Source organism: Streptomyces sp. NPDC054932 (genome assembly GCF_053610205.1).
In genome coordinates this window covers 1-2234 of the sequence record NZ_JBSGXU010000373.1, presented here as the reverse complement: position 1 = coordinate 2234, position 2234 = coordinate 1, and the positions used below count along the sequence as shown (strand labels likewise).

Below are 2234 nucleotides of genomic sequence, written 5' to 3'. Positions count from 1 at the left end.
TCGTCGCCGCCGGCCTCGCCTCACGCTGCGAGGTCCAGGTCGCCTACGCCATCGGCAAGGCCGAGCCCGTCGGCCTGTTCGTCGAGACCTTCGGCTCCGCCAAGACCGAGGTGGCGAGGATCCAGAAGGCCATCACCGACGTCTTCGACCTCCGCCCGGCCGCCATCATCCGCGACCTCGACCTGCTGCGCCCGATCTACACCCAGACCGCCGCCTACGGCCACTTCGGCCGCGAACTCCCCGACTTCACCTGGGAGCGCACCGACCGCGCCGAGGCCCTTCGCGCAGCCGCCGGGATGTGATCATGGACATCGCCGTCACCGGATCCATCGCCACCGACCACCTGGCGACCTTCCCGGGCCGCTTCGCCGAGCAGATCATCCCCGAGCGCCTGGCGACGATCTCCCTGTCATTCCTCGTCGACGACCTCCAGGTCCGCCGGGGCGGCGTTGCCGCGAACATCTGTTACGGGCTGGGCCTGCTCGGGCTGGCGCCGGTGCTGGTCGGCGCCGCCGGCACGGACTTCACCGAGTACGACGACCGGCTGCGCGCCTCCGGTGTGGACACCGGATCGGTCCGGCTCAGCACCACGCGCCACACGGCCCGCTTCATGTGCACGACCGACGTCGACCACAACCAGATCGCCTCCTTCTATCCGGGCGCCATGGTGGAGGCCCAGGAGATCGATCTGGCCGAGGTCGTGGACCGCGTCGGCAGCCTCGACCTCGTCCTGGTCGCCCCCGACGTGCCGGAGGCCATGGTCCGCCACACCAGGGCGGCGCACGCCGCCGGCATCCCGGTCGCGGCCGACCCCTCGCAGCAACTGGCGCGCCTCGACGAGGAGTCGACCCGGCTGCTCGTGGACGGGGCCCGGTTCCTCTTCACCAACGCGTACGAGAGCGCCCTGCTGCGGCAGCGGACCGGGTGGAGCGAAGCCGAGGTGCTGGCCCGCGTCGGCGTGTGGATCGTCACCAAGGGCGCTGACGGGGTCTCGATCCTGACCGCCGACGGGCCGGCCGAGCACGTGCCCGCCGTCGCGACGGACCGGCCCACCGACCCCACCGGCGTGGGCGACGCCTTCCGGGCCGGCTTCCTCGCGGGCCTGTCCCGGGGGTTGTCCCACCGGCGCGCTGCCCAACTGGGCTGCGCCGTGGCCACGATCGTCCTCGAGTCCTTCGGCACCCAGGAGTACAAGCTGCTTCCCTGGGACCTGTCGGAGCGACTGGTGCGGGCCTACGGGGCCGGGGCGGCGGCGGACATCGGCGCGTGGCCGGGGGAGCCCGCGTGACGGAGCTGCGCGAACTCCTCGCCACCGGCGCCCCCTCGTTCTCCTTCGAGTTCTTCCCGCCCCGGACGGAGGCGGGCGAGGCCGCCCTGTGGGAGGCGATCCGCCGGATCGAGACGTTCGCCCCGAGCTTCGTCTCGGTCACCTACGGGGCCGGGGGATCGTCCCGGGACCGCACCGTCGGGCTGACGAAGCGGATCGCGGCGGAGACCACGCTGCGCCCGGTGGCCCACCTGACGGCGGTGGCGCACTCGGTCGCCGAACTGCGGCACGTGATCGGCCAGTACGCGGACGCGGGCGTCCGGGACGTCCTGGCCCTGCGGGGGGACCCGCCGGGCGACCCCAACGCGCCCTGGATCCAGCACCCCAGCGGCTTCTCCCACGCCTGGGAGCTGGTCCGGCTGGTGCGGGAATCGGGAGCGTTCAGCGTCGGCGTCGCGGCGTTTCCCGAACGCCATCCGCGCTCCCCCGACTGGGAGTCCGACGTGCGGCACTTCGTGGCCAAGTGCCGCGCGGGCGCGGACTACGCGGTCACCCAGATGTTCTTCCGGGCCGAGGACTACCTGCGGCTGCGGGACCGTGTCGTGGCGGCGGGGTGCGACATCCCGATCATCCCCGCGATCATGCCGGCCACCGACGCCCGGCAGATCGCCCGGTTCGCCGAGCTGAGCGGGGCCACGTTCCCGGAGGACCTCGCCCGGCGGCTGGAGGCGGCGGGCGGCGGGCCGGCGGGTCGGCGCGTCGGTGTCGATTTCGCGGTGGCCATGGCCGGGCGGCTGCTCGCCGAGGGAGCTCCCGGCCTGCACTACATCACGCTCAACCGGTCCACGGCGACCTCCGAGATCCACCGCGCACTGCTCGGCTCCGGCCTGACCGAACGCGCCCTGGCGGCCCGGGCCTGAGGAGTCCCCACGGTCGAGGACGAGCCGGGGGCGGCCCCCACCCGCAT

The 2234-nt window shown here is 73.5% G+C and carries 3 protein-coding genes; all 3 read left to right on the top strand.

All coding sequences use genetic code 11. The features are described 5' to 3' along the window. Positions 1-302, top strand: a 302-nt coding sequence (locus tag ACWGE1_RS40875) for a methionine adenosyltransferase domain-containing protein (RefSeq protein ID WP_453425539.1), incomplete at its 5' end; no start/stop codon positions are given. A 2-nt stretch (positions 303-304) separates the two neighbouring features. After that, positions 305-1288 (top strand): carbohydrate kinase family protein, encoded by a 984-nt coding sequence (locus ACWGE1_RS40870; RefSeq protein ID WP_453425538.1) that lies wholly within the window; start codon positions 305-307, stop codon positions 1286-1288. Further along, complete coding sequence (gene metF, locus ACWGE1_RS40865; RefSeq protein WP_453425537.1) at positions 1285-2187, top strand: methylenetetrahydrofolate reductase [NAD(P)H]; 903 nt, start codon at positions 1285-1287, stop codon at positions 2185-2187. Before ACWGE1_RS40870 ends, metF begins: the two co-directional genes overlap by 4 nt. The last annotated feature ends 47 nt before the right edge of the window (positions 2188-2234 follow it).